At 69.7% G+C, this 24,223-nt stretch carries 15 protein-coding genes, 4 tRNA genes and 1 pseudogene; 9 read left to right on the top strand and 11 right to left on the bottom strand.

The annotated features are described in order from the left end of the window. The first annotated feature begins 10 nt into the window (after positions 1-10). Positions 11-1,165 carry an alpha/beta hydrolase gene (locus ACIPYT_RS13200; RefSeq protein WP_401074968.1) on the top strand — a complete coding sequence of 385 codons (1,155 nt, stop codon included), beginning with the start codon at positions 11-13 and terminating at the stop codon, positions 1,163-1,165. Here the strand turns inward: ACIPYT_RS13200 and ACIPYT_RS13195 are convergent. Continuing rightward, on the bottom strand, positions 1,149-1,580 hold the full coding sequence (locus ACIPYT_RS13195) for a SufE family protein (RefSeq protein WP_401074965.1): 432 nt from the start codon (positions 1,578-1,580) through the stop codon (positions 1,149-1,151). The two genes, ACIPYT_RS13200 and ACIPYT_RS13195, sit on opposite strands and share 17 nt — an antisense overlap. Positions 1,581-1,597: 17 nt before the next feature. Further along, on the bottom strand, positions 1,598-2,491 hold the full coding sequence (locus ACIPYT_RS13190; RefSeq protein ID WP_401074962.1) for a sulfurtransferase: 894 nt from the start codon (positions 2,489-2,491) through the stop codon (positions 1,598-1,600). A 146-nt stretch (positions 2,492-2,637) separates the two neighbouring features. On the opposite strand from ACIPYT_RS13190, the gene zapE reads away from it, so the two are divergent. From zapE to ACIPYT_RS13170, 4 genes are all read left to right on the top strand, one after another. Beyond that, positions 2,638-3,690, top strand: a complete 1,053-nt coding sequence (gene zapE / locus ACIPYT_RS13185; protein WP_401074960.1) for a cell division protein ZapE — start codon at positions 2,638-2,640, stop codon at positions 3,688-3,690. A 115-nt stretch (positions 3,691-3,805) separates the two neighbouring features. Further along, complete coding sequence (locus ACIPYT_RS13180; protein ID WP_401074958.1) at positions 3,806-5,044, top strand: ammonium transporter; 1,239 nt, start codon at positions 3,806-3,808, stop codon at positions 5,042-5,044. 19 nt (positions 5,045-5,063) lie between these two features. Then, positions 5,064-5,651 (top strand): type II toxin-antitoxin system PemK/MazF family toxin, encoded by a 588-nt coding sequence (locus ACIPYT_RS13175; RefSeq protein WP_401074955.1) that lies wholly within the window; start codon positions 5,064-5,066, stop codon positions 5,649-5,651. A 90-nt stretch (positions 5,652-5,741) separates the two neighbouring features. Further along, positions 5,742-6,122 (top strand): SPW repeat protein, encoded by a 381-nt coding sequence (locus tag ACIPYT_RS13170; RefSeq protein WP_401074953.1) that lies wholly within the window; start codon positions 5,742-5,744, stop codon positions 6,120-6,122. A gap of 63 nt (positions 6,123-6,185) precedes the next feature. On the opposite strand, the gene ACIPYT_RS13165 is transcribed toward ACIPYT_RS13170, so the two are convergent. From ACIPYT_RS13165 to ACIPYT_RS13125, 9 genes are all read right to left on the bottom strand, one after another. Next, a complete protein-coding gene (locus ACIPYT_RS13165; protein WP_401074951.1) occupies positions 6,186-6,608 on the bottom strand; it encodes a GIY-YIG nuclease family protein in 423 nt (140 codons plus the stop codon). A gap of 9 nt (positions 6,609-6,617) precedes the next feature. After that, positions 6,618-7,094, bottom strand: a complete 477-nt coding sequence (locus ACIPYT_RS13160) for a hypothetical protein (RefSeq protein ID WP_401074948.1) — start codon at positions 7,092-7,094, stop codon at positions 6,618-6,620. Positions 7,095-7,110: 16 nt separating this feature from the next. Further along, positions 7,111-7,947, bottom strand: a complete 837-nt coding sequence (locus tag ACIPYT_RS13155; protein WP_401074946.1) for an ABC transporter ATP-binding protein — start codon at positions 7,945-7,947, stop codon at positions 7,111-7,113. Between the two features lie 67 nt (positions 7,948-8,014). Beyond that, a complete protein-coding gene (locus ACIPYT_RS13150; protein ID WP_401074943.1) occupies positions 8,015-9,073 on the bottom strand; it encodes a FecCD family ABC transporter permease in 1,059 nt (352 codons plus the stop codon). Positions 9,074-9,078: 5 nt separating this feature from the next. Next, positions 9,079-10,107, bottom strand: coding sequence for a FecCD family ABC transporter permease (locus tag ACIPYT_RS13145; RefSeq protein WP_401074941.1), 1,029 nt, complete (start codon positions 10,105-10,107; stop codon positions 9,079-9,081). 10 nt (positions 10,108-10,117) lie between these two features. Continuing rightward, entirely contained in the window at positions 10,118-11,008 is an 891-nt protein-coding gene (locus ACIPYT_RS13140; protein ID WP_401074938.1) for a siderophore-interacting protein, read from the bottom strand. Further along, positions 11,005-11,967, bottom strand: a complete 963-nt coding sequence (locus ACIPYT_RS13135; RefSeq protein ID WP_401074935.1) for an ABC transporter substrate-binding protein — start codon at positions 11,965-11,967, stop codon at positions 11,005-11,007. The genes ACIPYT_RS13140 and ACIPYT_RS13135 overlap by 4 nt, the downstream gene beginning before the upstream one ends. Positions 11,968-12,075: 108 nt before the next feature. Then, complete coding sequence (locus ACIPYT_RS13130; protein WP_401074933.1) at positions 12,076-12,864, bottom strand: helix-turn-helix domain-containing protein; 789 nt, start codon at positions 12,862-12,864, stop codon at positions 12,076-12,078. Positions 12,865-12,974: 110 nt separating this feature from the next. Next, a tRNA-Val gene (locus ACIPYT_RS13125) sits at positions 12,975-13,047 on the bottom strand. Between the two features lie 152 nt (positions 13,048-13,199). Between ACIPYT_RS13125 and ACIPYT_RS13120 the strand changes: the two genes are divergently transcribed. From ACIPYT_RS13120 to ACIPYT_RS13105, 4 genes and pseudogenes are all read left to right on the top strand, one after another. Further along, a tRNA-Gly gene (locus ACIPYT_RS13120) sits at positions 13,200-13,272 on the top strand. 53 nt (positions 13,273-13,325) lie between these two features. Beyond that, positions 13,326-13,396, top strand: a tRNA-Cys gene (locus tag ACIPYT_RS13115). Positions 13,397-13,421: 25 nt separating this feature from the next. Further along, positions 13,422-13,493: transfer RNA gene (locus ACIPYT_RS13110), tRNA-Val, on the top strand. Positions 13,494-13,894: 401 nt separating this feature from the next. Continuing rightward, positions 13,895-24,223, top strand: a pseudogene (locus tag ACIPYT_RS13105) (hypothetical protein); the annotation flags it as partial.

Below are 24,223 nucleotides of genomic sequence, written 5' to 3'. Positions count from 1 at the left end.
TCAGGAGGCGATGAAGAGTCTCAGGCACGCCGTTGCGCTCCTTGTCCCTGCGTTTCTCGCTCTCGGGGCGGCCATGGCGCTGCTCGTGCTCAGCGTCGCCCGCCGGGTGGTGGTGCCGGCGAAACGCCCCGCAGACGCCGAGATCATCGCGGTCGACACCGGAGCCCAGACGATCGAGCTCGGGCGCACTCCCGACACCGAGCTTCCGGGGCGCTATGGCCTCTTCACCTCGGGCACCTACGGCTACGTGAAGCTGGGCGCCGTGCTCAGCGCAGACGCCACGAGCGTGCGGCGGAAGCTGCTCACCCAGATCGAGCCCGGTGCGCGGATCGACCGGCAGGCGGCGTTCAGCGGGTGGTACTACGCCACTCCGGGCGAGCTGCATCTTCCGTATGAGAACGTGTTGATCGGCTCCCCGGCGGGTCCGTGCCCCGCGTGGTACTTCCCGGCGGAATCGTCGACCTGGATCGTGCAGGTGCACGGTCGCGGCGTCACCCGCGCCGAATGCCTGCGTGCAGTGCCGGTGCTGCACGCGGAGGGGTTCCCGAACCTCGTGGTGTCGTACCGCAACGACGGCGAGGCCCCGCGCAGCCGCAACGGTGCGTACGCGCTCGGCGCCTCCGAATGGCGGGACGTCGATGCCGCGGTGTCGTACGCGCTCCGCCACGGCGCGGAGCGCGTGATCCTGATGGGCTGGTCGATGGGAGGCGCGGTGTCGCTGCAGACCGCACTCAACTCGGGCAATCGCGACCGCATCGTCGGGCTCATCCTCGAATCGCCCGTGATCGACTGGCGGACCGTGCTGCGGTTCCAGGCCAAGGAGGCCGGGATGCGCGCGCCCCTTCCAGATCTCGCGATGAGCGCCCTGTCGGTTCCGCTCACGGCTCGCCTCAGCGGCGCGGAGGACGCGATCCCGTTCGACCGCCTCGACATGGTCGCTCGGGCCGATGAGCTGGCCGTACCCATCCTCATCCTGCACAGCGACGACGACGGGTTCGTGCCCGCCGACGCCTCGCACGCGCTGCAGGCGGCACGTCCCGACATCGTCACGATGCCCGCCTTCTCGGTCGCCAGGCACACGAAGCTGTGGAACTACGACCAGGCAGGCTGGTCCGAGGCGATCGCCGCCTGGGTGCGGGCCGAAGGATTCAGCGCTTCTGCCTGACCTGCTTCTTCGCGCGCATGAGCATCCCGGTCATCCCACCGATCCGCAGCGGCGAGACGGCCTTGGTCAGGCCGATCGACTGCGGGTAGTCATCGGGGATCGCGAGGACCTCGTCGGCCGTGAGCCCGGTGATGCCCTGCACGAGGATGCTCGCGAAGCCGCGTGTGGTCGGCGCCTCCGGCGGTGCTGTCGCATGCATGGTCACGACGTCGTCGTGGACCTCGACGTAGATGTACACCGGAGACTGGCACTCCGCGACGCGCTCGCACATCTCGGGGTGGTTCGCGACCTCCTCCGAGACCTCGGGCAGCTCGTCGGCGTACTCGAGCAGGAGCAGCAGACGATCCGCCTCGGGGGTCTCGAGGAAGCCGTCGCGGATGTCGGCCAGGACGTCGGGGACGTGCGCGGTGCTCATCCCTGAATTGTCACACGTCAGAGCGAGCCGGGCTCCGCACCGGTCACGATCGGCACGCGGACGGCGCTGCCCCACTCGGTCCAGGAGCCGTCGTAGTTGCGGACGTTCTCGAAGCCGAGCAGGTGCTTCAGCACGAACCACGTGTGGCTCGAGCGCTCACCGATACGGCAGTACGCCACGACCTCGTCGCCGTCGGCGAGCCCCGCGCCGTCGCGGTAGATGGCGTCGAGTTCGGCGCGCGACCGGAAACCGCCGTCCTCGGCGACGGCCTTCGCCCACGGAACGCTCTGCGCGGTCGGGATGTGGCCGGCGCGCAGCGTTCCCTCCTCGGGGTAGGCGGGAGCCGTGGTGCGCTCTCCGCTGTACTCCTCGGGGGAGCGCACGTCGATCAGAGGGCTGCCGATGTGCGCGAGGACATCCTCCTTGTAGGCACGGATGACGGAGTCGTCGCGCTCGACGACCGGGTACTCGGTCGGGGTGACGTTCGGCGCCTCGCGGGTGATCTCGCGGCCCTCGGAGATCCAGCGGTCGCGGCCGCCGTCGAGCAGCCGCACGTCTTCGTGACCGAACAGCGAGAACACCCAGAGGGCGTACGCGGCCCACCAGTTGTTCTTGTCGCCGTAGATCACGACGGTGTCGTCGCGCGAGATGCCCTTGCGGCTGAGGAGAGCGGCGAAGCCCTCGCCGTCGACGTAGTCGCGCACGACCGGGTCGTTGAGCTCGGTGTGCCAGTCGACCTTCACGGCGCCGGGGATGTGACCCGTCTCGTAGAGCAGCACGTCCTCGTCGGACTCGACGACGACGAGCCCCGGCGTGCCCAGGCGAGCGGCGAGCCATTCTGTCGTCACCAGGCGGCCGGGCTCGGCGTACTCGGCGAACTTGGACGAAGACGTGTCGAACTCGATGGCCACAGGGTTCTCCTCTGTCGATGAGCGGCGATGGTGCGGGTGGTGACGGCGTAATGTGGAGCCGACACTTCGACGATAGATCCCCGCCGTGCACTCCGGACCCGATTCGTAAGACTTCGACACAGGCGCGCACCCGAACCAGGACCGTGATGACCGACACGCCCACCCGCACGGGCCTCGTGCACCTCACCGATCGCGAACCGACCGTCACCGGTCTCGAGATGCTCGCGAGCCTCGTTCCGCCGCCGCAGTTCGACGGGGCGACCTTCGACAGCTATCGGGCGGACCCGGCATACCCCTCTCAGGAGGAGGCGAAGGAGACGCTGCAGCGTTTCGCCGGTCGCGGTGCGAGCACCGTCAAGCGCGGCGGACTCTTCAGCCGGGCCAAGAAGGAGCCCGAGATGAAGCCGGGCGTCTATCTCGACGGCGGCTTCGGCGTGGGCAAGACCCACCTGCTCGCGTCGATCTTCCACGCGATGCCGGCACGGCGGAAGTACTTCGGTTCGTTCATCGAGTACACCGCTCTCGTCGGTGCACTCGGCTACAAGAACACGGTCGACCTGCTCAAGGGCGCCGATCTCCTCTGCATCGACGAGTTCGAGCTCGACGATCCGGGCGACACCATGGTCATGACCCGGCTGTTGGGGGAGCTCGTCCCCACCGGCACGCGTCTCGCCGCGACCTCCAACACACCGCCGAACGCGCTCGGCGAGGGCCGGTTCGCCGCGCAGGACTTCCTCCGTGAGATCCATGCGATGTCCGACAGCTTCCAGACCCTGCGCATCGACGGCGTCGACTTCCGCCAGCGCGCCCTCGACGGGCACGCGGTCGTGAGCGACGATGCGCAGTACCGCGCCGCGGTGGGTGCCGGGGCGGCCGAGGGCACGGCATCCGACGATGCGTTCGACGACGTCATCCGCCACCTCGCGCGCGTGCATCCCTCCCGGTATCTGCGCCTCATCACCGGGCTCGGCCTCGTCGGGCTCCACGGCGTGCGGACCCTGACCGACCAGTCGGAGGCGCTCCGTTTCGTGGCGTTCGTCGATCGCGTGTACGACGCGCAGATCCCGATCGTCGCGACCGGCACCGGTCTCGATCAGGTGTTCTCGCAGGAGATGCTGGGCGGCGGGTATCGCAAGAAGTACCTGCGAGCGATCTCCCGTCTGAACGCTCTCACACACGCCGATCGCAGCTCCGCGTAACACAGAGTTCACACAGCACGCGTTCCTGTAACGCGTCCGCAACACACCTCGCGCATTCCGGAAATCGGGCCTCGCCACACTGAAGCTCTCAGACCACCCGAATGTGAGGTTCACTATGGATGCTCCAGGCAACATCTCCTGGGCGATCACCGCGACCGCCCTCGTCCTGCTCATGACGCCCGGCGTCGCCTTCTTCTACGGCGGACTCGTCAAGGCGAAGAGCGTCGTCAGCATGATGATGATGAGCTTCGGCTCGATCGGTCTCGTCGCGGTGCTCTGGATCCTCTTCGGATTCTCCATGAGCGCGGTCGACAGCCCGATGGCCTTCGCGGGCAACCCGTTCGCGGACTTCGGCCTCTCCAGCCTCGCAGCCGGTGAGGGCTCCAACGTCGCCCTGCTCGGTGTCGCCTACGGCGCGACCTTCGCGATCATCACGGTCGCGCTCATCTCGGGCGCCATCGCCGACCGCGCGAAGTTCGGCAGCTGGCTGATCTTCGCCGGCGTGTTCGCCACGGTCGGCTACTTCCCGGTCGCAGCCTGGGTCTGGGGCGGCGGCTGGATCATGAACCTCGGCACCACGATGTTCGGCGAGGACAGCGGCATCGGCGTGATCGACTACGCGGGTGGAACCGCCGTGCACATCAACGCGGGTGCAGCCGCTCTGGCCCTCGCGCTCGTCCTCGGCAAGCGCATCGGCTTCCAGAAGGGCATCCTGAAGCCGCACAACGTGCCGCTGACGCTGCTCGGCGCCGCGCTGCTCTGGTTCGGCTGGTTCGGCTTCAACGCGGGCGCGGAGTGGCTCGCGGAGGACATGGGCGGCGTCGGCCTCATCGGCATCAACACGCTCGGCGCGACGGCCGCGGCGATCCTCGGCTGGATCCTCATCGAGAAGATCAAGGACGGCAAGCCCACCTCGGTCGGCGCCGCCTCCGGTGCGGTCGCGGGTCTCGTCGCGATCACCCCCGCGTGCGCCAATCTCACCCCGGGCTGGGCGCTGCTGCTCGGCGCCGTCGCCGGTATCGTCTGCGCCCTGGCGATCGAGCTCAAGTTCCGCCTCGGCTTCGACGACTCGCTCGACGTGGTCGGCATCCACCTCGTCGGCGGCCTGATCGGAACGGTCTACCTCGGCTTCTTCGCCACCGGCACCGGCCTGTTCGTGGGCGGCGACGCCCGTCAGCTGGCCGTGCAGGTCATCGCGGCCCTCGGAGTCCTGATCTACTCCTTCGTCGTGGCCTTCATCATCGGCTTCGCGATCGAGAAGACGATCGGCTTCCGCGTCACGAACGAGGACGAGATCGCCGGTGTCGACCAGGTCGTCCACGGCGAGGAGGGCTACGCTCTCGCAGACGCCTGAGCCCGGTTAGGGTGATCGTGTGGCCAACGCGATCGACATCCTCGTAGCACTCGCGGACTCCGTGCTGAAGGTGCTCGGCTCAGACAGGACGCCCCGGACGACCACTCGTCCGGGGCGTCCTGCTGCGCGCGTACGGCGCTCGGACGAGACGACGACCTCGGCCTCCACCACGGCGCGGATGCGCGACGAGCCGTCCGGGACGGCGACCGTCCGCGTCGATCCCGATCGCGTCGACGACGTGAGGATCGAGTACGCCCCCGACCGCGACGGAGCGCCCGATGCGGGCGAGGTCATCTGGACGTGGGTGCCGTACGAGGAGAACGACGGCCGCGGCAAAGACCGCCCCGTGCTCGTGATCGGCAGGCACTCCGCGAGTCGCGTGTACGCGGTGCGCATGACGAGCAAGCCGCACGACCGCGATCGCGACTACCTGTCGATCGGCTCGGGCGCGTGGGACTCGCAGGGACGCGAGTCCTGGGTCGACATCGAACAGCTGTACAGCGTGCACGAGACCGGACTGCGCCGTGAGGCGGCGGTGCTCGACAAGGGGCGCTACGGGCGCGTGGCCGACGCCCTCACCCGTCGCTACGGCTGGGCTCGCGCCTGAGAGGACGCATGCGCCCGCGTCTCCAATCCGATCGGGTGCGGGCAGCGAACTACCTGTGAGCCGCACGGAGCGGCGCCACTAGGAGGAATCATGCGTTTCATCCCCACCAAGGTCCACGGCATCCTCGACTACATCGTCGGAGTGGCGCTTATCGCGGCACCGTGGCTGTTCGGCTTCGCGAGCATGGGCGGCGCCGCCGTCATCATCCCGATCGTCCTCGGCGTCGGACTCATCGTCTACAGCCTCTTCACCAAGTACGAGTGGGGCCCCTTCGGCTTCATCCCGATGCCGGTGCACCTCGTGTTCGACATCGTCGCGAGCCTCTTCCTGGCGCTGTCGCCGTGGATCTTCGGCTTCGCGAACCAGTCTCCGAACGTGTGGCTGCCGCACGTCGTGGTCGGCATCGCGGTGATCGTGGTCGTGATCTTCTCGCAGCCGCAGCCCGCCAAGGTGCAGACCGCCCGCGCCTGATGACCGCCTGAGGCCCCGTACGGTATCGGTCCCGTACGGGGCCTCAGTGCTGTCCGCATCCGGTCAGGGACGCAGCGCCGCGCTGACCCACCGCGCGTAGAGCTGCCATGGGTCGTCCGTGGTGCGCAGCGTCGCGACGTGAGCCTCGAGGGCCGCGTCGAGGGTGAACCACTCGCCGCCCTCGCGGATTGTCGCGAACTGGCGGTGCCGTGCCTGCTCGACGTCGCGACCGCCGGCCTCGAACGCCAGCAGCTCCTCGTGGCGGATGCTCGCGAGCCGCTGCCGTGGGCGCCGGCTCGTGCCGATCTTCACACGGCGATCGAAGCGCAGGTAGTAGACGACCTCGACGACCGCTCGAGGGATGTCGGCCTCCGGCACCGCCCCGAAGGGCCACTCGCACCACGCGCACTCGAGTCCGTCGGAGACGCGGACGGCGTCGGATCTGCCGCACAGCGGGCAGGGGTCGGGAAGCGAGAGGGCCGTCACGCTCGGACTCTAGGCGCCGCCTCCGACATTCGACGATCCGCGCCGCCGCCGTCTCTTGACGCCGCGGGGCACCCAGCGCCACCAGGTGACGTGGTGGTCGCCCTGCTCGACGTCGAACACCTGTCCGCACACCGCGCATACGCACTCGTAGGTCATCTCCCAGCCCGGAGTGCTCGTGGAGCGGATCTCGGCGTGACCCCGATTCTGCTCCTTGCGCGGGTCGTAGGTCAGCGAGTCCGGATAGGCCGCGCACCAGCACAGGCCGTCGCGGTGGTTCTCGATGACCTGGAACGCATGCTCGCGGTGCGTGCTGTTCGAGTAGATCATGCCGCCGAGCTCGACGTCCGCAGTGCGCGCCCTCAGTCGAGGGAGGGCGGCCACGAGCGGATCCAGGAGCTCCGGATCCCGGCATCCGATCGTCTGCCACACTGCGTGCAGGACGCGCTGTGGATCCCCGGATTCGTAGTCGTCGATCAGCGTCGGCATCCGGCCAGGCTAGCGCTCACCGGGGAACGACCAGCGGTGTGCCGGAGTGGGGATCGGCGATCACGGTGCACTCGAGGCCGAACACCTCGTGCACGCGCTCGGCGGTGACGATCGACGAGGGCGCGCCGGACGCCACGACCTTCCCGTCGCGCATCATGACCATGTGGTCGGCGAAACGCGCGGCCTGGTTGAGGTCGTGCAGCACAGCGACCACCGTGCGACCCTCCCGGTGCAGCCCGTGGAACAGCCGAAGCAGATCGTATTGGTGCGCGATGTCGAGGAAGGTCGTCGGCTCGTCGAGCAGCATCGTCGGAGACTGCTGAGCCAGCAGCATGGCGACCCACACCCGCTGGCGCTGGCCGCCGGACAGTTCGTCGACGAGTCGGCCTGCGAGCTCTGTCGTCCCCGTGGCCTCGAGCGCCGCCGCGACGGCCGTCTGGTCGTCATGCGACCACTGACGCAGGATCGTCTGATGGGGATGCCGGCCGCGCGCGACGAGATCGGAGACGCGGATGCCGTCCGGTGCGATCGACGTCTGCGGCAGAAGACCGAGTCGCCGGGCCACCTCCTTGGTCGGGAGCTCGGCGATCGCGCGCCCGTCGAGCAGCACCCGACCGTCGCGAGGCTTGAGCAGTCGTGCGAACGCTCGCAACAGGGTCGACTTGCCGCACGCGTTCGGCCCCACCACCACCGTGAAGGAGCCAGGGGGGATCTCGACGTCCAGATGCTCGGACACCACGCGTCCGTCGTATCCGATCGTCACGTCATCGGCCCGAAGACGCGGCGTCGTCATCTCACCGGGCGACGCCGCTGTATCGACGTTCTCCCCGGGCGCGACCAGCGCATCCGTCATCGTGTCCTCCTGCATCCGGCGTTCTCCTGTCTCCGCTGTGCCACGGAACCCCGCGTCTCGTCGTCTGTCATCGTCGTCGAGCCTCCTGCACGAGCAGCCACACCAGGTAGACGCCGCCGAGACAGACCGTGACGATTCCCACGGGGATCTGCGTCGGTGCGAACAACCGCTGCGCGAGCACGTCGCTGGAGATGAGCAGGAGCGCGCCGACCGTCGCGGACGCCGTGAGCGTGACGCTCGCGGAGCCGGTGAGCCGTCGGGCGATCTGCGGTGCGGCGAGCGCGATGAACGCGATGGGACCGGCCATGGCCGTGACCACGGCGGTGAGTCCCACGCCGAGGACCACGAGCGCGAGTCGCGTCCCTCCGGTGCGGACGCCGAGCGCCGACGCGGCGTCGTCGCCCATCTCGAGCAGGTGCATGCGGTCGGCGAGAAGAGCGATGGCGATCGCGAGCGGCACGATCACGCACGAGGCGACGAACACCTGCTCGGCCGTGATGAGGTTCAGGGAACCAGCGCCCCAGGCGCTCGCGAGCAGGGCCACGTTGAGGTCGGCGTTGAGGATGATCCACGTGTTCACGGACGCGAGCATCGACGCGACGCCGATGCCGACGATGATGAGTCGGAAGCCCGTGAATCCACGCCGGAAGGCGAGGAGATACACGAGCAGCGCCGTGACCGCCCCGCCGGTGATCGCCGCGGCGGCCGTCGTCGCGACGCTCACGCCGAACGTCGTGATCACGAGGAGCGCGCCCGTGTACGCACCCGCGTCGAAGCCGATCACATCGGGGCTGCCGAGCGGGTTGCGTGTGAGGGACTGGAAGACCGCGCCGCCGATGCCGAGCGCGAACCCGAACACGACCGCTCCGAGCACGCGGGGGAGCCGCCACTCGAGGATGACGAGCTCTGCTCGGGGCTCTCCGAGACCGACCAGCGTCGCCAGGACCTCGCCGGGACTGAACGCGACGTCTCCGAGGGTCAAAGCGAACACGCCCACGATCAGAGCGAGGAGGAGAGCGGTCACGGTCACGATCGCCGAGCGCACGCCGACGCGGCGGGAGAACCACGACATGCGGGAGTCGATGACGCGCCGACCCGCGTCGACGGTCGGCGGAGGTGTGATCACGGCGGTCACAGTCCGCTGGCCTTGCGTCGGCGCACGAGCGCGATGAGGACCGGTGCGCCGATCAACGCGGTCACGATGGAGACGGGCAGCTCGCCGGTGCGGAGCACCAGTCGGCCGACCACGTCTGCCGTGAGCAGCAGCAGCGGTGCGGCGAAGAGCGTGCCCAGGAGGATCCATCCCTGATGAGGTCCGACGAACCAGCGCACGGCGTGCGGCACCATGAGTCCCACGAACGCGATGGGGCCGGCCGCGGCCGTCGCCGCTCCGCACAGGAGGGTGACGGCGACGATCGACAGCACGCGGGTGAGACCCACGCGAGAGCCGAGCGCGGTCGCCAGGTCGTCGCCTAGGGCGAGGGCGTTGAGGGACGGAGCCAGGCAGAACGCCAGTACCAGGCCCACCAGCAGGAACGGCAGCACGGTGTACACATCCGGAGTGAGCGAGGTCAGCGAGCCCGCGTTCCATGTGCGCATCGAATCGAAGACGGCGGGGTTGAGCAGACTGATGGCCGCCACGACACCGCCCATCACGGCACCGAGCGCCACACCGGACAACGTCATGCGCAGAGGGTCGGGGGCGGTGCGTCCGGCGGAGCCGATCAGGTACACGAGCACCGTGGCGGCGATCGCGCCGGCGAACGAGAACCAGACGTAGCCGCTCGCAGCGCTGACGCCGAAGAAGGCGACGCCGATGACGACGCCCAGGCTCGCTCCCGCGTTCACGCCGAGGATCCCGGGGTCGGCCAGCGGGTTGCGGGTGAACCCCTGGATGAGGGCACCGGCGATGCCGAGAGCTGCGCCCACGGCGAGTCCGATCACGGTGCGAGGGATGCGCATGCCCTGCACGATGGCTCCGGCGTCGCCCGCGCCGTCGACGAGCCCCGACCACACGTCGGCGGGACCGATGCGCTGCGATCCGAACACGATGCTGGCGAGGCACGCGAGCACCAGCGCGAGAGCGAGCAGACCGACGACCAGGCCCCGACGCGAGGTCGAGACCTGGGTCGTCTGCTCCTCGGAGAGGAGAACGGTCATGAGGGGGTGTTCACAGTCCGAGCTTCTCGAGTTCGGCCTCGTAGTCGTCTTCGATGTCCTCGGTCGGACGCGAGTCGTCGTCCCACATGGCCATGAGCCGCGACTGCGTGTCGTCATCGAGGGCCTCGTAGCGCTCCCGCCAGGCTTCGGCGTTCTCTGTCCAGTAGCCGATCACCTTGTACGCGGTCGGCGCCAGGCGCAGCTCGTGTCGCAGGTACTTGCGGACCCCGCGGGTCGCCTTCGTCTCACCTGCCACCCACACGTACCCCTTGCCGGTCGGAAGCTCCGAGGCGCGGAGGATCTCCTCGATGCGCGTCGGGGCGTGTCCGTTGCCGCCGTGCACCCAGTGCATCTCGACGCCGTCCGGTACGGTGATGGCCAGCTCGTCCTCGGGGGAGGCGACCTCGACCACGACCCGCGTGCGCACGCCGGCCGGTGCGGTCTCGGCGAGTCGTGCCGCGGCCGGCAGTCCCGTCGCGTCCGCGATCAGGAGCTGCCAGTCGATGCCGTCCTCCGGCGAGTACAGACCTTTCGGCGTGTTCACACCGACCACGTCGCCCGCCTTCGCCTGCAGCGCCCACCGTGCGGCGACGCCGCCGTCATGGACGACGAAGTCGACCGTGAGCTCGTTCGCCTCGGCATCCCACTCCCGCACCGTGTACGTGCGCATCGGGGCGGGTTCGACGCCGTCGGGGAACGCCCAGTATCCGTCCTCGGTCGGATACGGCAGGTTCGGCTCGACCTGATCGCCCTCGGGGAAGAAGACGCGGAAGTACTCATCGCCGACGCCGGTCGACACGAAACCCTCGAGTCCGTCACCACCGAACACGACGCGGACCATGCCGGGGCTCAGGCGTTCGACGCGCTGGACCACGATGCGATGCACCAGGTTGACGCTCATCCGAGGAGCGCCTTCTCGACGACGGAGAGGAACGCGTCCTGGCCGCTGGGGGAGCCGTAGATCATCTCGTAGTTGTACGGGTGGTACTGCGTGTCCTTCACGAACGAGAGGTTCTGCCACAGAGCGTTCTGCTTCAGTGCGTCGTCGGTCTCGACCCAGACCGTGCCGTCTTCGTTCGCGCCGGTGAACACGACGTCGATGCCCTCGAGCTGTCCGAGCTGCTCCGGGCTCAGCTCGGCATACTCGTCGCTCGCGGGCAGCCCCTCTTCGGTCGCGTTCATGAGGGGAGCCATCTCGAGTCCGAGATCCGCGAACACGAGGCAGGGCACTCCGTAGCAGGACACGGTCACCTGACCGTCCCAGTACCCCATGTCGGCGACGACGGGGTGGATGTCGGCGGCGTCGAGGCGGGCGCGGATGTCGGCGACACGGGCCTCGTACTGGTCGACCCAGGCCTGCCACTCGTCCTCGCGTCCGAGGTCCTTCGCGGTCTGGGCGACGGCGTCGCGCCAGTCGCCGCCGTCGAAGGCGTTGTAGGTGTACGTCGGGGCGATCTTCTGCAGCTGGCCGTCGAGATCCTTCTCGTACCCGAGACCGTTGAGGATGAAATCGGGTTCGGCGTCGAGGACGGCCTCGAGGTTGAACTCGGGGAAGTTACCGAAGGTATCGAGTCCTTCGAGCTCTTCCTGCGGGAAGAAGTCCGGGAAGGACGTGAAGTCGTCACGGATGGGCTGGGTGTCGGCGAGCTCGAACCCGAGCGTGATGAGGATGTCGAGATCCGTCGTGTAGAAGCCCAGTGCCGCATTCGGCTCGGCGGGCATCGAGATCTCGGCGCCCGTCGGGGTCGTCACCTCGACGGTGTCGCCGTCGGCGGTGCCGGACGCCGAGGCGCCGGCGCAGGAGGTGAGCAGAAGGGCTGTCGCCGCCAGCGCGGCGACGGAGTACGGGGTGGAGCGCATGACTGTCTTCCGGGGATCGGGATCGGGGAGGCCTAGCGACATAGGTAAGGCTTGGCTTACCCAGTATCGACCGGCTCCGTATCGCGGAGCGGCCATGCCGTATCGCGCTCAGGCCGACTTGCGCTCGGTTGCGGCTCTGGCGGAGGCGAACTCCCCGGGGGTGCGTCCCAACTCGCGACGGAACGCCTGCACGAAGGCGCTCGGCGTCGCGTACCCAGATCGGCGGCTGACGAACGAGACCGTGTGGTCGGCGGCGAGCCATTCGATGGCCCGTCGCATGCGGGCACGTGTGCGCCACGTCGAGAAACTGAGTCCAGTCTCGGCGACGAACAGGCGCGAGAGATTGCGGGCGCTCGCGCCGACATGACGCCCCCAGTCCTCGATCGAGCGGTCGTCGGCCGGATCCGCGAGCAGAGCTTCAGCGATCAGGCGTGTGCGCGTGTCGTGGGGGAGCGGGAGGTCGATCGTCGAGACTTCGACCGGCTCCAGCAGGCTCACCACGAGCTCCTCGGCGTGCGTGCGTGGTGTCGTCGCCAGGTACGGGGGCGTCTCGAGGCGGTCGAGCAGAAGGCGGATGACGTCGGGCATGGCGACCGCCGTGGTCGTCGCCGGCGCCGACGCCACGTCTGTGTCGATGAACGTGCAGCGGAAGGCGGTGCCGGCGGCGGCGGTCACCCGGTGGGTCACGCCCGCCGGGATCCAGAGCCCCAGAGTGCCCGGTATCGCGAAGAATCCGTGGTCGGTCTCGGCGGTGAGTGCGCCGCGGGTGCCCCACAGCAGCTCATGGCGATCCTCGTGGACGTGCGGCTCCCACTCGACCCGATCCGACAGCGCGAACGAGTTCGTGCCGATGCGCCAGACGACGTCGTCGTCGGTGTCGGGCGCGGTCGGTGGCATCGGCGTTCGAGACTCTCTGTGCGGTGGGTAAGGCGACCCTAAGTTACCACGGCGCGAGCGGCACGGAACGGCGAAGCCCCGCGACCGATGCGGTGCGCGGGGCTTGTCTGTGGGCGATACCGGACTCGAACCGATGACCTCTTCCGTGTGAAGGAAGCGCGCTACCAACTGCGCCAATCGCCCATACCTGCGGGGTACGTCAACCGATACTACCGGACGCCTGACGGCGCGGATGACCATCCTGGGAGACACGCGCGAGAATCGGTACTGGTTTGGACGGCGGCGAATCATCGGCTAATGTTTCATAAGTGCCCGGGACAACAACCGGGAACAACGCGGATGTAGCGCAGTTGGTAGCGCACAACCTTGCCAAGGTTGGGGTCGCGAGTTCGAGTCTCGTCATCCGCTCAAGTGCAAGGGCCTTCTTCGGAGGGCCTTCAGCACGTGGGGTCAATCCACACGGTGGCGTGGCCGAGCGGCTAGGCACCGGCCTGCAAAGCCGTTTACACGGGTTCGAATCCCGTCGCCACCTCTCCACAACTGAACAGCCCACACGGGCGCGATTGGCGCAGCGGTAGCGCGCTTCCCTGACACGGAAGAGGTCACTGGTTCGATCCCAGTATCGCGCACACTGAAACCCCCGGCATCGCCGGGGGTTTTCTCGTTTCCGGGATGTTCAGCTCGCGTGGAGTCCACCGGGCGCCACACGCGCCCGAGCGGGTGACCGGAGGGCGACGCGTCACTCTCCGAGCCTGTCGACGGCACCTCGACGTAGGTCAGGGGTGCAGTGGGACCATTTTCCAGATATATCACTCCCTTCGGTCAAAAGCCCAGATCAGGGGCGGAGCCCGAAACTCGTGGGAACGCTCACACGCCACATCCGTCACATCCGCACCATTGTTGTGACCTGTGAGTTCCCTTATCGTTTTGAGTACGTCGCACCCCGAGTGGGGGCGTACGGAGCCTTGAGGGGGGTTCACGGATGGTCGGGGGAGGTGTTCGGCGTCGGCAGCGTCGATCGATCGTCGCGATGCTCACCGCCATCGCCGTGATCGCCGCCGGCTTCACCCTCGGAGCCCCGACTTCGGCGGAGGCCGCGGTCGTCCAGTGGGGGACGAACTCCGGAACCGCGCCGAACTACCAGGCGAACGTCAACGGCGACTTCCTGATGGCCGGCAACGGCGTCCTCTCATGCTCGGCCACGACGGGGACGACGAGCGGCACCTGCGTCGATCTGCACGCCGCGTCGAGCTCGAACACCCAGAACGTCAACGACAACTTCGTCATGACCCAGAACAACTCGGTCACGGGGTTCACCGCGAACTCGAGCAGCGCGACGATGACGATCCCGTCCGGTGCGACCGTGGTCAAGGCGTTCCTCACATGGAGCGCGAACACCGGCGTCTACACGGGGGACACCCGCCGACTGTGTGCGGCGTACTCGGCCGCCCGCGGTGTCGCGACCATGCCGGCGGGCAGCGCGACCGGCTACACCAACCGTTCCGTGCAGTTCAAGGTCGCCGGCGCCGCGATCACCGACATCGCGCCGGACAACGTGCTCGTGGATCCCGCTTCGCAGGCGACGGCGCTCTACTACTCCGCGAGTGCGGATGTGACGTCCGCGTTCGCCTCGGTGCCGACGGGCAACGAGATCACACTCTCCGCGGGCAACATCTGGACCCCGACCGGCGCCGGTTGCTACGCCGGATGGTCGATCTCGGTCGTCTACGACTACGGCACGTACCTCCCCGACAACCCCGCCTCCGTGCCGCACAACATCATCTACTACGAAGGCCACGTGCGTCAGGGCGCGAACGACGCCGACCTCACCGTCGCGTTCAACGGGTTCACCGCGGTGGCGGCCGGCACGCGGGCCGGGTTCACCCTGTTCGAAGGCGACCGCAACATCACCGGAGACGCCGCGTCGTACTCCCGCGGCGGTTCGTCGACGTTCACGGAGATCCCGAACGCGGCCGGAGCGAACGGCAACATCGGTATATCCCGCGCGATCGGATCCGTCAGATACACCGGGACGGCCGGGACGGCTTTCACGAACCAGAGCGTCGATGTCGCCTCGGTACCGCTGACCAACGTCGTCGCCGGCGACTCGACGGTCAGCCTGCGGCTGGGGACCTCGGGCGATTCGTACCTGCTGCGCAACGCCATGCTCTCGGTGCCCACGGCCGGCCTCCAGCTCGTCAAGACGTACGACGGCACGGTCGACACGCAGGCGCGGACGGCCACCGAGCTCGCGACCTTCACGATCCGCATCACGAACACGGGCGCCGGCACCCTGCGCAACATCGTCGTCACCGACGACCAGGCCAACTGCGCCAGAAGTCTCGGCACGCTGACCCTTGCTCCCCTGCAATCGACCACCTACACCTGTACGGCGACGGCCCCGTCGTCGACGGGATACGTGTCGACAGCCGAGGCGACCGCAAGAACGGTGGTGGGCGACTTCCTCGCGCAGGACAGCGACAGTACGACCGTCCTGCTCAGCGCCATCACTCTGGCGAAGACGAGCGCGCTCGCGCCCGGCGGCACCGGCAAGGCCGGCGACGTCGTCGTCTACACCTTCACGGTGACCAACACCGGTCAGTCGGTGCTCACCGACATCGTCATCAGCGATCCGCTCGTGGGGTTGTCGGCCATCACGTTCGGCACGTGGCCGGGCGCCGTCGGGACGCTGACGCCCGGCCAATCCGTGACCGCGACGGCCACGTACACGCTCAAACAGTCGGACGTCGACGCGGGCTCGGTCGCGAACACCGCCACCGTCAGCGCCGCCGACAGCGATGGGGGAGTACGCCCCACGGGTTCGGCGAACCGGGTGACCCCGATCGCCGCGGCGGGCGCGGTCACCGTGACGAAGACCGGCGCGCTGGCGAGCGGAACGACCGGCCGGGTCGGCGACCGCGTGAACTACACATTCACCATCCGCAACACGGGCAACGTCACGCTCGCGAACGCCTCTCTCGTCGACCCGCTCCCCGGCCTGTCGCCTCCGGTCGTCACCTGGCCCACGTCCACGTCGGGCGTGATCCCCGTGGGTCAGGCGGCGACCGCCACAGCCTTCTACACGATCACCCAGGCCGATGTCGACGCCGGAAGCGTCCGCAACACGGCATCCGCCTCCGCCCGCGCCCCCGCCGGAACCACGGTGTCGGGCTCGTCCGCCCAGGTCACCGTCCCGACGATCGCCTCGGCCCCCGGTCTCTCGACGACGAAGTCGGGATCGATCACCTCCGGCGCCGGCGGAGTCGGCAGCACGATCACCTACTCGTTCACGGCCCGCAACACCGGCAACACGACTCTCACCGCCGTCGCGATCGCAGATCCCCTCGCGGGTCTCTCGCCCCTCACGTACACGTGGCCGGGAACGGCCGGCACACTCGCGCCGGGTCAGGCCGTCACAGCGACCGCCACCTATACGGTCACTCAGTCCGACGTGGACGCCGGATCCGTGCGCAACACGGCCACCGGCACCGCGCGCACCCCCGCAGGAGCCACTCTGACGGCCCCGAGCAGTCAGTCGGTCGTCTCGACCGCGGCATCCGCGCCCGCCGTCACTCTCACGAAGACCGGCGCGCTCGCCCCGGGCAGCACCGGCAGGGCCGGCGATGTCGTGACCTACAGCTTCCGGCTCGCCAACAGCGGCAACGTCACGTTGACCGAGGCGACCATCACCGACCCGCTCTCAGGGCTCTCGGCGCTCACGTTCACGTGGCCGGGGACCGCGGGCACCCTCGCTCCCGGACAGGCCGTGACCGCGACCGCGACCTACACGCTCAAGCAGTCGGACGTGGACGCGGGCTCGGTCGCGAACACCGCCACCGCCTCCGCTCTGCCGCCCACAGGAGCGCGGCTGACCCAGACCCGTGCCTTCACGCTCCCGGTCACGCCGAGCGGGGCGCTGACGGTTCTCAAGTCCGGATCGATCACGGCGGGCACCGGCGGCGTCGGCAGCACGGTCACGTATACGTTCTCGGCGACGAACAACGGCAACGTCACGCTGAGCCAGGTCGCGATCGCGGACCCCCTCGCCGGGCTCTCGGCGATCACGTACACCTGGCCGGGCACCGCCGGCACGCTCGCGCCCGGACAGACCGTTCAAGGACGCGCGACCTACACCATCCGTCAAGCGGACGTGGATGCGGGGGCCGTGACGAACACGGCGACGGCATCCGCTCGCACCCCTGCAGGGGTCGCGGTTGCGGGTACATCGCCGACCACGCGCGTCACCACGGCCACTGCGGCTCCCGCCAGCACCACCGTCAAGACCGCGACGGTGTCGGGCACCGCATCCGTCGGCGACGTCATCACTTACACCGTGCGCACGACGAACACCGGCAACGTCACGCTCACGGACGTCGCGGTCTCGGATCCGCTCGCGGGCCTCTCGGCCTTCACCTACACCTGGCCGGGCACGGCAGGGCGCCTCGCGCCGGGGCAGGCGGTCACGGCGGTCGCGACGTACACGATCAAACAGGCCGATGTGAACGCGGGGTCGGTGCGAAACGTCGCCTCGTCCAGCGCGAACTTCGGGACGACGCCCGTCACCAGCACCTCCGGAACCGTGACGACCAACACGATCCCTGCGTCGGCAGGCATCGTGACCACCAAGTCGGGTGCGCTGCAGAGCGGCTCGTCAGGTCGCGCGGGCGACACGATCGTCTGGTCGCTCACGCTGCGCAACTCCGGAAACGTCACGCTCACCGGCGTCTCGGTGGCCGACTCGCTGCCCGGCATCACGGCGCCGGTGTACGGCACGTGGCCGAGCGGCACGACAGGCGTGCTGCAGCCCGGCCAGACCGTCAACGCGACCGCGACGTCGACGATCTCTCAGAGCGACGTGAACAGCGGCGCTGTGAGCAACACCGCGACCGGCTCGGGCACCCCGCCCACGGGCGCCGCCGTCACCAGTACCGCGCCGGCCACGGTCTCGCTCGCCTCGGCCCCCGGGATCGTGCTGACCAAGACGGGCGCCGTCACGTCGGGCAACGGCTCGGTCGGCAGCACCATCACGTACTCGTTCTCGGCGCGCAACACCGGCAACGTCACTCTGACCGGGGTGTCGATCGCCGACCCGCATGCCGGACTCTCGACTCTCGCCTACACGTGGCCGGGCACCGCGGGAACGCTGCAGCCGAACCAGACCGTCACCGCGACCGCGACCTACACCGTGCGGCAGTCGGACGTGGATGCCGGATCCGCGCGGAACACGGCCACCGTGAGCGGCACTCCGCCGACCGGTGCCGCGATCACCGCGTCGTCGGGCGAGATCACGGTCGCCACGATCGCCGCGGCGCCCGGCATCTCCGTCACCAAGACCGCAGCGGGCGGCGGAGGCGGAGTCGGCAGCACCATCACGTACACGTTCCGCGCGAGCAACACCGGCAACGTCACTCTCACGGGTGTCGGGATCGCCGACCCGCTCGCAGGACTCGGCGCCCTGCAGTACCAATGGCCGGGAACGGCCGGTTCGCTGGCCCCGGGGCAGACCGTCGTGGCGACGGCGTCGTACACCGTGACGCAGTCCGACGTGAACGCCGGCGCCGTGACGAACACCGCGTCCGCGAGCGGCACCGGCGGCGGTACGACGGTGACCGCGGCATCCGGCGCCGTCACGACGCCGACGGCCACGGCGGCACCGTCCGTCGCCGTGACCAAGGTCGGCACGCTCTCGGGCACCGGCGCTGCGGGCGACACGATCAGTTACGCGTTCACCGTGCGGAACTCCGGCAATGTGACGCTCACTGGCGTCTCGCTCGTCGACCCGCTGATCGGCGCCACGCCGATTCCGTTGACCGGATGGACGGGAGCCGCCGGAACCCTGCAGCCCGGTCAGAGCGTCTCGGGCACCGCCTCCTACACGGTCAGGCAGAGCGACGTGGATGCCGGATCGGTCGCGAACACCGCGACCGCGACCGGGACCCCGCCACGAGGGGCCGCCGTCACGGGCTCGGCACCGGCGACCGTGCGCCTCGCACCCGTCCCGGCGATCAGCGTCGTCAAGACCGGGTCGGTCACGAGCGGCAACGGCGCCGTCGGCAGCACCGTCACCTTCGCGTTCACGCTCCGCAACGGCGGCAACGTCACGCTCAGCGGCATCACGTTGACCGACAACCTCGCCGGACTCAGCACCCCGGTGATCACGTGGCCCGGGGCCGCGAACACGCTCGCCCCCGGGCAGACGGCCTCGGGGACCGCCACCTACACGGTGCGGCAGACCGACGTCGACGCGGGGTCGGTCCGCAACACGGCGACCGTGAGCGGGCGTCCGCCGACCGGAGCCGTGGTGAGTGCGAGCTCGGCCGAGGCCGTGGTGCCGACGGCGACCGCAGCTCCCGGCCTCACGGTCACGAAGAGTGCGAGCACGGCGGCCGGCAACAGGGTCGGCGACGTCGTCACCTACACGTTCCGTGCGGAGAACACCGGAAACCAGACCCTCACCGGTGTCACCCTGAGCGACCCGCTGCCCGGACTCTCCGCGCTCTCGGTCACCTGGCCGGGCACCACCGGGGTGCTGACACCGGGTCAGGCGGCGACCGCGCGGGCGACGTACGTCATCACCCAGACCGACGTCAACGCGGGCTCGATTCGCAACCGCGCCTCGGCGACGGGCGCATCCCCGAGCGGTGCGGCCGTGACCGGCTCCTCGGCGGAGGTCGTGACCGCCACGGCGACCGCCGCACCACGGCTGACGCTCGACAAGACGGCGAGTCTCGCACCGGGAGCGACCGGTCGCGCGGGCGATGTCGTGACATACAGCTTCACGGTGCGCAACGCCGGCAACGTCACCCTCACCGGCGTCGGGGTGTCCGACCCGCTGCCCGGGCTCTCGACGATCGTGTACACGGGATGGCCCGCGGCGAGCGGCACTCTGCAGCCGGGCCAGAGCGTCACCGCGACGGCGACCCGTGCCCTGACCCAGGCGGATGTGGATGCCGGATCCGTCGCGAACACCGCGACCGCGACCGGCACCCCGCCCACGGGAGCGGCCGTGCAGGCCACGGCCGCGGCGACGTTGCCGCTGACCGCCGGTCCGCTGCTGACCCTCGGCAAGACCGCCGCGTACACGCAGGGCTCCGGCGGCGTCGGCAGCGTCATCACCTACAGCTTCACGGCGCGCAATGCCGGGAACGTCACGCTCACGGGCGTCGCGCTCACCGACCCCCACGCCGGGCTCAGCCCGATCGCCCTCACGTGGCCGGGGACCGCCGGTACCCTCGCCCCCGGCGCCCAGGTGACGGGCTCGGCGAGCTACACCGTGACCCAGGCGGATGTCGACGCCGGCACCGTGCGCAACACCGCGCGGGTCGTCGGCACGCCGCCCTCGGGCCCCGCGATCGGCGCCGACTCGGCGACCGTGTCGCTGGCCACGGTTGCGGCCGGCCCCGCGCTGACCACCGTGAAGACGGCGACCGTCAACGGAACCGGATCCGTCGGCGACTCTGTCGACTACACGGTGAGGGTCACCAACAGCGGAAACGTGACCCTGCGCAGCGTGGTCGTCAGCGATCCGCTGCCCGGCCTGACACCGTTCGTCTACACCTGGCCGGGTGCCGACGGCGTCCTCGCTCCGGGCGCACAGGTCGTGGCACGGGCGAGCCACGTCATCACGCAGGCCGATGTGGATGCCGGGACGGTGACGAACGTCGCGACCGGTAGCGCGCAAGCACCGAACGGCAGCCCCGTGTCCGCCGCATCCGGCACGGTGACGACGCCGACCGCCGCGGGTGATCCGCGACTGCAGGTCGTGAAGTCCGGCGCGCTCCCGGCCGGGGCCACCGGCGTCGCGGGAGAGACGATCACCTGGAGCGTGACGATCCGGAACACCGGCAACGTGACCCTTTCGAACGTCTCCGCGACGGATTCGCTGCCCGGCATCAGCGACCTCGTCTACGGTGCGTGGCCGGGCGGAGCGGCCGGTGTGCTGGCTCCCGGCGCAGCGGTCACCGCGACGGCGACGTCGACCGTGCGGCAGACCGACGTCGATGCGGGGTCCGTCGCGAACACCGCCACCGCGACCGGAACGCCGTCCCGTGGCCAGGTGACCACGGCCGTCGGCTCCGGCACCGTGCCGTTGAGTTCCGCGCCGGCCGTGACGATCCAGAAGAGCGGTGCGTACACCAGCGGCTCCGGCGCCGTGGGCGACACGATCACCTACACGTACGTGGTCCGCAACGCCGGCAACGTCACGCTCACCGGCGTCGGGGTCTCCGACCCGCACAGCGGTCTGTCGGCGATCACGTACGGCACCTGGCCGTCTGGCACCCGGGGCACCCTCGCACCGAACCAGAGCGTCACGGCGACCGCGACGTATCAGGTGCGGCAGAGCGACGTGAACACGGGGAGCATCACGGACGTCGCGACCGTATCGGGTCGCCCGCCCACGGGACCCGCGGTGTCGGCGACCTCGCAGACGGTCGTGCTCAGCACGGTCGCGGCGGCGCCCGCCATCCAGACGACGAAGTCGGCCGCGGTGAGCGGCTCCGGGCAGGTCGGCGACCTCATCACCTACACGCTGCGCGCGACCAACACCGGGAACGTCACGCTGACCGGCGTCGCGCTCTCCGACCCGGCACCGGGTCTGAGCCCGCTGAGCTACGGGCCGTGGCCCGGCGCGAGCGGCACTCTGCAGCCGGGCGAGTCGATCACGGCGACGACGACGCACCGCATCACGCAGGGCGATCTCGATGCAGGCTCCGTCACGAACACCGCGAGCTCGACAGGGACGCCGCCCACCGGTCCCGCCGTCAGCGCGCCGTCGAACACTCTGACGACTCCGGTCGCCGCACAGAACGCCGACATCGAGGTCTCCAAGACCGGCACGCTGGGCGGCGGAGCCGTGTCGCGCGTGGGCGACACCGTCACCTACGGGTTCACTCTGCGCAACGTCGGCAACGTCACGCTCACGGGGGTCACCCTGGTCGACCTGGATCCGTCGGTGTCGCCTCTCGTCTTCACGTGGCCGGGCGCCCCTGGTGTCCTCGCGCCGAACCAGGTCGTGACGGCGACGGCGACGTACGCTCTCACACAGGCCGACATCGACGCCGGCGGCGTCGATAACGTGGTGAGCGGATCCGGTACGGCTCCGGGCGGTGCCGTGGTGTCGGAGAACGACGACGTCACCGTCCCGATCACCTCCGCCGCGTCGATCGGCGTGACCAAGACCGGCACCGTGATCGGCGACGGGGTCGACGACGGCGAGGCCGGCGACGACATCCGCTTTGACTTCGTGGTCGTCAACACGGGCAACGTCACGCTCTCGGGCGTCGAGTTGAGCGACTCGATCCCCGGACTCGTGCCGACCGTCACCTGGCCCGACCCCGCCGCCCCCGGCGTGCTAGCGCCCGGGGCTCAGGCCACGGCCGTCGCGACGTACGAGATCACCCAGGCAGACGTGAACGCCGGATCGGTGAGGAACTCGGTGACCGCGACCGGGGCGCCGCCGTCCGGGGCGGCCGTACAGGCGGATGACGCCGTCGACATCGCGACGGGCGCGCAGCGCGCCCAGCTCGGCCTGACGAAGACCGGGGCGACGCTGCCCGGCGAGGCGGGTCTCGGCGACGACATCACGTACACGTTCACGGTGCGCAACTCGGGCAACGTCACCGTCACCGGCATCACGGTGACCGACCCGCTCGCGGGGCTCTCGACCATCGCGATGACGTGGCCGGGGACGTCCGGCTCCCTCGACCCCGGTCAGAGCGCGACGGGCACCGCGACCCTCGGGATCACCCAGGCGCATCTCGATGCCGGGCGCGTGCTGAACACGGCGTCCGCCACCGGCACTGCGCCGACGGGGGCGGTCTCGACGACGTCCCCGCAGAGCGTCGTCCCGGTCGAGCCCGCGGCGCCGTCCGTCGCGGTCACGAACTCGGGCGCGCTCCCGGCGGGATCCGCCGCGGGATCCACGGTCACCTGGACCTACACGCTGCGCAACACGGGGAACGTCACGCTCACCGCGGCCGAGCTCAGCGACGCCCTGCCCGGCACCACGGCGCCCGTCTACCAGTGGACGGGGACGCCCGGCGTCCTGGCTCCTGGCGCCGCTGTCACCGCGACGGCGACCACGGTGCTCACTCAGGCCGACGTCGACGCCGGCTCGATCGTCAGCGTCGTCACCGGACGCGGCACCGCGCCCTCGGGCACCGTGGTCTCGGCGACGGCGCCCGCCTCGGTCGCGATCGATTCGACGGCGGGACTGACGCTCGACAAGAGCGCATCGCAGACGGACGACCTCGTGGTCGGCGATGTCGTCACCTACACGTTCACGATCACGAACTCGGGCACGGCGACGATCGACGGCATCGCGCTGAGCGACCCGCTCGCGGGACTCTCGACGATCGCGTTCGGCACATGGCCCGGAGCCGCGGGCACGCTCGCGCCGCGCGGATCCGTGGCGGCGACCGCGACGTACACGGTCACCCAGGCCGACGTCGACGCCGGAGGCATCTCCAACACCGCGACCGTGACCGGGCTCACACCCACGGACGGACCGGTGTCGGCGACCGACTCGATCGGCGTCGCGACCGAGACCCGTGCCCCGGCGCTCGAGCTCGAGAAGGTCGACGACCTCGACGGCACCGGCGTCCTCGGCGACCGCATCGAGTACACGTTCACCGTGCGCAACACCGGCAACACGACCGTCAGCGACGTCGCCATCGCCGACGAGCTCGACGGGATCTCGGGCATCTCGTTCGGCGCCTGGCCGACAGGCGAGATCGGTCTCCTCGCCCCGGGTGACGAGGTCGTCGCCACGGCGGGCTACACGGTCGTGCAGGCCGATGTCGATGCGGGCCGCGTCGTCAATGCGGCCACCGCCTCGGGACTCGACCCGCAGGACGGCGATGTCGCGTCGGCGCAGGCGCAGGCGACGACCCCGCTGGCGGACGCCGGACCGGAGCTCACCACGAGCAAGCGCGGCGCTCTGGCCCCTGGGTCGACCGGACGTGCCGGCGACACCGTCGAGTTCCGGTTCTCGGTCGTCAACAGCGGCGACGTCACCGTGAGCGAGGTCGCGTTCGACGACTCTCTCGCGGGTCTGAGCCCGCTCACGATCACGTGGCCGGACTCCGCTGCCCCCGGCATCCTCGCACCGGGCGCCGAGGCGACCGCGACGGCCACCTACACGCTGCTGCAGTCCGACGTCGATGCGGGTGCGGTCGCGAACGCCGTGACCGTCACCGGCACCCCCGTGCGCGGCGACCTCGCTCCCTCGCAGTCGGCCGCGACCGTCGCCATCGCACCCGGAGCCGCGTTGTCTGCGGTGAAGTCGGGTGTGTTGTCGGTGGGTGATATCGGTGTGGTGGGTGACACGGTCGAGTATGTGGTGGTGGTGACGAATACG

Source organism: Microbacterium sp. NPDC089695 (assembly GCF_044749085.1).
Lineage (GTDB): Bacteria > Actinomycetota > Actinomycetes > Actinomycetales > Microbacteriaceae > Microbacterium.
Note: the sequence above shows the minus strand (reverse complement) of the source record. Positions and strands in the feature narration are given on the sequence as shown.

What these genes read in the sequence shown, in the direction of transcription:
- zapE (WP_401074960.1), top strand. Translation starts at nt 2,638, where the DNA reads ATGACCGACACGCCCACCCGCACGGGCCTCGTGCACCTCACCGATCGC.
- ACIPYT_RS13180 (WP_401074958.1), top strand. Translation starts at nt 3,806, where the DNA reads ATGGATGCTCCAGGCAACATCTCCTGGGCGATCACCGCGACCGCCCTC.
- ACIPYT_RS13155 (WP_401074946.1), bottom strand. Translation starts at nt 7,947, where the DNA reads ATGACGGATGCGCTGGTCGCGCCCGGGGAGAACGTCGATACAGCGGCG.
- ACIPYT_RS13145 (WP_401074941.1), bottom strand. Translation starts at nt 10,107, where the DNA reads ATGACCGTTCTCCTCTCCGAGGAGCAGACGACCCAGGTCTCGACCTCG.
- ACIPYT_RS13140 (WP_401074938.1), bottom strand. Translation starts at nt 11,008, where the DNA reads ATGAGCGTCAACCTGGTGCATCGCATCGTGGTCCAGCGCGTCGAACGC.
- ACIPYT_RS13130 (WP_401074933.1), bottom strand. Translation starts at nt 12,864, where the DNA reads ATGCCACCGACCGCGCCCGACACCGACGACGACGTCGTCTGGCGCATC.
- ACIPYT_RS13160 (WP_401074948.1), bottom strand. Translation starts at nt 7,094, where the DNA reads ATGCCGACGCTGATCGACGACTACGAATCCGGGGATCCACAGCGCGTC.
- ACIPYT_RS13200 (WP_401074968.1), top strand. Translation starts at nt 11, where the DNA reads ATGAAGAGTCTCAGGCACGCCGTTGCGCTCCTTGTCCCTGCGTTTCTC.
- ACIPYT_RS13135 (WP_401074935.1), bottom strand. Translation starts at nt 11,967, where the DNA reads ATGCGCTCCACCCCGTACTCCGTCGCCGCGCTGGCGGCGACAGCCCTT.
- ACIPYT_RS13195 (WP_401074965.1), bottom strand. Translation starts at nt 1,580, where the DNA reads ATGAGCACCGCGCACGTCCCCGACGTCCTGGCCGACATCCGCGACGGC.
- ACIPYT_RS13170 (WP_401074953.1), top strand. Translation starts at nt 5,742, where the DNA reads ATGCGTTTCATCCCCACCAAGGTCCACGGCATCCTCGACTACATCGTC.